The sequence below is a fragment of the Candidatus Obscuribacterales bacterium genome (assembly GCA_036703605.1).
Classification (GTDB): Bacteria; Cyanobacteriota; Cyanobacteriia; order RECH01; family RECH01; genus RECH01.
In genome coordinates, this window is sequence record DATNRH010000318.1 from 1 (window position 1) to 5536 (window position 5536).

Sequence of the window (5536 nt, forward strand, 5' to 3'; positions counted from 1 at the left end):
TCCGACATTCCCAGCGATTTGCCTCGGGTCTATGCTGATCCGGAGCGGGTGGAACAGGTGCTCATGAATTTGCTCGACAATGCGATTAAGTACACACCGGTGTCCGGTCGCATTCGCCTGACCATTTTGCATCGCACCACCCAAAAGGTGCAGGTGAGTATCTGTGATGATGGCCCTGGCATTCCTGAAGAAAATTGCGATCGCATCTTTGAAGATCGATTTCGCCTAGAACGGGATGAAAGCAAGGATGGCTATGGTATCGGCCTCTCCCTCTGCCAGCGGGTCATTCGGGCGCACTATGGGCAAATCTGGGTTGATTCTGTTCCCAGCCAGGGCAGTTGCTTCCACTTCACCCTGCCGGTCTACCGTTCCTAGGGATGGGGTAAGCCATGTCTACGGGATTAGACAAGCCATCTCTCCGCCGATCGCTCCTGGCCCATCGTCAAGCTATGACGGTGCACGACTGGCAGCAGGCCAGCGATCGCCTCTGTGCCCATCTCCAAGCTAGTGCTCAACTGCAGCAGGCCAGGACGGTGTTTGCCTACTTCAGCATTCGCCAAGAGCCCGACCTACGTCCACTGTTCACTGCTTGCCCGCAGATTCGTTGGGGAATGCCGCGTTGCCAGGGGCGATCGCTGATCTGGCACCATATCGATCCCGATGATCCCAGCCATTGGCAAGCAGGGGCCTACGGTATTCCAGAACCACGATCCCAGCGCCCCACCCTTGGTCCCCAGGGGGTTGATCTGATGCTGATCCCCGCCGTGGCCTGCGATCGCCGCGGCTATCGACTGGGCTATGGTGGTGGCTTCTACGATCGCCTCTTTAGCCAGCCAGTTTGGCAAGCGATCCCCACCATGGGTATTGTGTTTCACCACGGTTACCTACCCCAGCTTCCTACTGATCCCTGGGATCGACCGCTGCAGGCGGTTTGCACAGATCAGGCGCTCTACTCAGTTGACTAACGCTGTCCCATCTGTATCCGCCATAAACCAGCATAGACTTGGTTCTTGGTTAGCAGGTCGTCGTGCAACCCCTGCTCGATTAAGCGCCCCTGTTCCATCACATAAATACAGTCCGCGTTGCGAATAGTAGACAGGCGGTGGGCGATGGCGATGGTGGTACGGTTTTGGGTAATCCGATCTAGAGATCGCTGAATCGCCGCTTCGGTTTCGTTATCTACCGCTGATGTGGCTTCATCCAAGATTAAAATCGGTGGATTTTTCAACACCGCGCGGGCGATCGCCAATCGCTGTCGCTGACCGCCCGATAATTTCTGCCCCCGTTCCCCTACCACGGTGGCGTATCCCTGGGGGAGCTGTTGAATAAACTCGTGGGCCTCAGCGATCGCGGCGGCGGCAATCACATCAGCATCCGTCGCCTCGGGACTGCCATAGCGAATATTGTCCGCTACGCTGCCGTGGAACAGGAAAACATCCTGGCTGACCAAGCCAATCGCCCGCCGCAGATCCTGGAGCTGGATATCTCGCAGCTCCGTTCCATCCAGGGTGATGCTGCCCGAATCAATATCGTAGAACCGCAGCAGTAGTTTCACGAGGGTACTTTTGCCGGAACCCGTAGACCCCACAATGGCAATGGTTTTACCCGCCGGGATATGCAGGGAGAGCTGGTTCAAGATCGGCGGGCGATCGGGATAGGCGAAGCTCACTTGGTCAAACACCACCTCCCCTTGAATGGTGGCTAGGGGACGAGCTAGGGTGCCCGACGGGATAGCCATGGGGGTATCTAGTAAGTTCATCACCCGCGTGGTGGAGGCCATGGCTCGCTGGTATTGATCCAAGGTTTCTCCTAAGCGGGTGAGCGGCCAAAGCAGGCGCTGGGTGAGAAAGACAAGGACGCTGTAGGTACCCACGGATAACGTGCCTGCCGCTGCCGCCAAGCCACCGTAGAGCAAGGTGGCGGTAAACCCTACCAAAATGATCAGGCGGATCAACGGCACAAAGGCAGCACTAAAGGCGATCGCCCGCCGATTACTCTGTCGATAGGCCTCACTTTCTAGGGTAACTCGCTCAATTTCGTAGGCTTCGGTGGTAAAGCTCTTAATAGTCGTGATGCCACTCAGGTTGTTCGATAGCCGACTGTTGAGAACACTCACCTTTTCACGCACCTCGCTGTAGAGGGGCGCTAGACGTTTTTGGAAGACAATCGATCCCCACAAAATGAACGGCATGGGCAGCATCGCCATCCAAGCCACACCCGGTGCCAAGATGAAAAACGCCGCTCCAATAACTACGACTGTAGTGGCTACCTGCAGGAGATCATTGGCCCCCCGATCGAGAAATCGCTCAAGCTGGTTCACGTCATCATTCAAGATGGCCATGAGTTCTCCGGTGTTGCGGCTCTCAAAGTAGGCCAGCTCTAGATCCTGAAGGTGACGGTAGGCATCAATACGCAGATCATGCTGAATGGTTTGAGCTAAGTTGCGCCAGAGGCGATCGTAGGCATATTCAAAGGCCGACTCTAAGCCCCAAATCACCAGGGTTAATCCTGATAACACCAGCAATTGCCCAAGAATACTGCGCACCCCAAAGGAGGCGATGAGGGACTGCTCCTGCTCCACCACCACATCCACGGCGATCCCAATCAGCGCCGGGGGTGCAAGGTCAAACAGCTTGTTGAGTACCGAGCAGGTCACCGACCACCATACCTGCTGCCGATAGGCTTTACCGTAGGTGAGCAGTCGTTTTAGGGGATGGGCTGGTTGAGCAGCCAAGGTAGATGAGCGAGAGGGTAGACGATATTTTTGGGAAAGGGATGGCTGCTTCATGGTGAGTAGGCTAGGATGGGTGCGCGATCGCCTGGGTTTTAGCCACGCTTCGAGCCTTGCCATTGTATCGCGATCGCCCCAGACCATCGGCGGCATCTCTCCTGCCCACGCCACGGTGGGATATTTGAGGTTCTGAGCCCCCTCGATCACCCTACTTTTCCATCTTGGGCACTAAGATCTAACTCATAAGAAATTCTAATCACGAGTAAATACGTAGCTTTTCTCCCATGCCATCACAGGGGGTAAGACCCATCATGCGGGAGTTTCAGGGATTTTGTACGTAGGTTTGCGTAGCCACTCTGCCGCTTCACGAGGTAGATTCCGTAATTTTTTTGAGAAAAAGATGATTTTGGTGATTACACCGAGAGTAAATTCACTTATAATGGGGTTAATGATGATGGTAGATGTTCACACGACCCGGTGGTTCGCCTCCGGGTTTTTTTTGTCAATTTGGCGATCGCTTTCGGGGCACTTCTCTCCGCAATTTCCCGGAGTCGCGATCTAGACCCCCTCATCAACAAAACAGACAACCGTAGAATCATGAATCTTGGATCTTGCTCAGGAACTGGGCTTCATTCAATGAAGCTAACTTGCCGGGTTTCGACTCTGCTCAACCCTCTTCTCATAGGGACTGGAGCACAGAGCGATGTTGACATGCTGACCAATCGTTACGTCCTCCTACTTGGGACAAACTAAGGGATAGTTTTGGGCAGCTCCCGCACTCCATTCCCACACCGACCCCGGATAGTTTTGAGCGGTATACCCCAACTGCACCAGCACGGTGGTCATCCAAGCCGAGCGAATGCCGCCGGTGCAGTACGTAATAATACGGTGCTGACGCGTAATTCCATGCTGGGCAAGGCGATCGCCTATCTCTGCCGCAGATCGTAAGTACCCTTGCGGAGTTAAGCAATTCCGGAAATCAACGTGTAAGGCCCTTGGCAGATGGCCACCTCGGCTTTCTCCATGGAGCATGGCACCGTGATACTCAGCAGTTGTACGGACATCGATCACTACCCAAGGGCGATCGCTTTCCGTCTGGGTGATCAGATGGCGTAGGGTTTCTCGATCGATCGTCCAAGTGGGAATACGTATGATCGACCAGCTTGGCCTGCAGGACGGCGGTGTTTGGGGAATCGGTTGTGATGGCAGCGCGGCCCAACCCCCATCGACCCAGCAAGCTGCAGGATGGCCAAGCGATCGCAACATCCAAACAATCCGTCCTTCCTGCCCCCAGCCATGGTGGGCATCACCCACTACTACGACCGGAGCATCGTTAATCCCTAAGCGCTGAACTAGGCTGGTGAGTTGGGCATCTTGGTTCAGCAAACAACCTCGCTGACTGGGTTCGTTGTCCGTAAACCACTGCCATTGAATGCGTTGAACCTTAGAGAAACGAGGTGTCCAGGTTTTGCCCCTGGCATCCAGCAACGTTGCGCCCTCATGCAGATAGGCGTAGGCCGTCTCCCAGTTCACAATCCAGGGATAGGTATCTTCGGGTGGGGCTGGGTCACGTCCAGCCATAAAACCAGCCATAAAAAAGAACGGTAGAGCTATCCATACTCTACCGTTCTCAGACTATGATCCCCGTTGGGATATCAGTTCGTGGTCGGGGCTGGTTATCCGCCCTCGCCACTTACTATGACGTCTCTAGTCGGCGGACTGAGGCAACAGCTCACGCTGCTGTTCTGACGATGAGACGCGCACTTGCCCATCGTCATCCACATCAACAACTGCCGTGTCGCCTTCTTTGACCCGACCCGACAGAATTTCTTCCGCCAAGCTGTCTTCTAGAAGCCGCATGATGGCACGACGCAATGGACGAGCACCATAGCTTGGGTTGTAGCCTTCATCAATCAACCGATCCTTGAATCGCTCGGTTACCTCTAAGTGGATGCCTTTTTCCTGGAGACGGACAAAGACTTCCTTGAGAAGAATCGTCGCAATGTCCTTCACCTCATCTTTGGTGAGCTGACGGAAGACGATGATTTCATCCAAACGGTTGAGGAACTCAGGCTTGAAGGAGCCCTTCAGTTCTTCTTGAACCAGGTTGCGAATCCGAGCATATTGAGCTTCCTCAGCACTTTCTTCGGAGAACTCAAAGCCTAGACCGCCGCCGCCTTTCTCAATGACCCGCGACCCAATGTTCGAGGTCATGATGATCAGGGTGTTCTTGAAGTCTACGGTGCGTCCCTTGGCATCGGTCAGGCGACCATCTTCCAAGATTTGCAACAGCATGTTGAAGACATCTGGGTGAGCCTTCTCAATTTCATCGAAGAGCACCACCGTGTAAGGACGGCGACGCACAGCCTCGGTTAACTGACCGCCTTCGTTGTAGCCGACATAGCCCGGCGGAGAACCGATCAGCTTCGAGACGGTGTGCCGCTCCATGAATTCCGACATGTCTAGGCGAATCATGGCTTCTTCAGATCCGAAGAAGTAGGCTGCCAAGGACTTGGTCAACTCCGTCTTCCCAACCCCGGTGGGTCCAGAGAAGATGAAGCTTGCAATGGGGCGGTTGGGGTTTTTCAGACCCACACGAGACCGTCGGATGGCGCGCGATACGGCTTTCACCGCTTCGTCTTGACCAATCAAGCGGGTGTGGAGGGTATCTTCCATGTGCAGGAGTTTTTCCGACTCCGACTCGGTGAGTTTGTTCACCGGCACTCCCGTCCACGAAGCCACGATGTGAGCAATATCTTCTTCCGTGACTACGGGAGAAGCATCGCTATTGTCGTTGGCCGATTC

General features: G+C 54.7%; 5 protein-coding genes. 2 read left to right on the forward strand and 3 right to left on the reverse strand.

Annotation, left to right across the window (positions count from 1 at the left end; all coding sequences use genetic code 11):
• Together V6D20_06690 and V6D20_06695 are read left to right on the forward strand one after the other, a co-directional pair.
• A partial coding sequence (locus V6D20_06690; GenBank protein ID HEY9815474.1) for an ATP-binding protein occupies positions 1-375 on the forward strand: 375 nt, incomplete at its 5' end.
• A gap of 14 nt (positions 376-389) precedes the next feature.
• Complete coding sequence (locus V6D20_06695) at positions 390-965, forward strand: 5-formyltetrahydrofolate cyclo-ligase (protein ID HEY9815475.1); 576 nt, start codon at positions 390-392, stop codon at positions 963-965.
• Here the strand turns inward: V6D20_06695 and V6D20_06700 are convergent.
• The 3 genes from V6D20_06700 to V6D20_06710 all read right to left on the reverse strand — a co-directional run.
• A complete protein-coding gene (locus V6D20_06700; protein HEY9815476.1) occupies positions 962-2938 on the reverse strand; it encodes an ABC transporter ATP-binding protein in 1977 nt (658 codons plus the stop codon). The two genes, V6D20_06695 and V6D20_06700, sit on opposite strands and share 4 nt — an antisense overlap.
• Positions 2939-3466: 528 nt before the next feature.
• Complete coding sequence (locus V6D20_06705; GenBank protein ID HEY9815477.1) at positions 3467-4312, reverse strand: rhodanese-like domain-containing protein; 846 nt, start codon at positions 4310-4312, stop codon at positions 3467-3469.
• Between the two features lie 126 nt (positions 4313-4438).
• Positions 4439-5536, reverse strand: a 1098-nt coding sequence (locus tag V6D20_06710) for an AAA family ATPase (protein HEY9815478.1), incomplete at its 5' end; no start/stop codon positions are given.

What these genes read in the sequence shown, in the direction of transcription:
- V6D20_06695 (HEY9815475.1), top strand. Translation starts at nt 390, where the DNA reads ATGTCTACGGGATTAGACAAGCCATCTCTCCGCCGATCGCTCCTGGCC.
- V6D20_06705 (HEY9815477.1), bottom strand. Translation starts at nt 4,312, where the DNA reads ATGGCTGGACGTGACCCAGCCCCACCCGAAGATACCTATCCCTGGATT.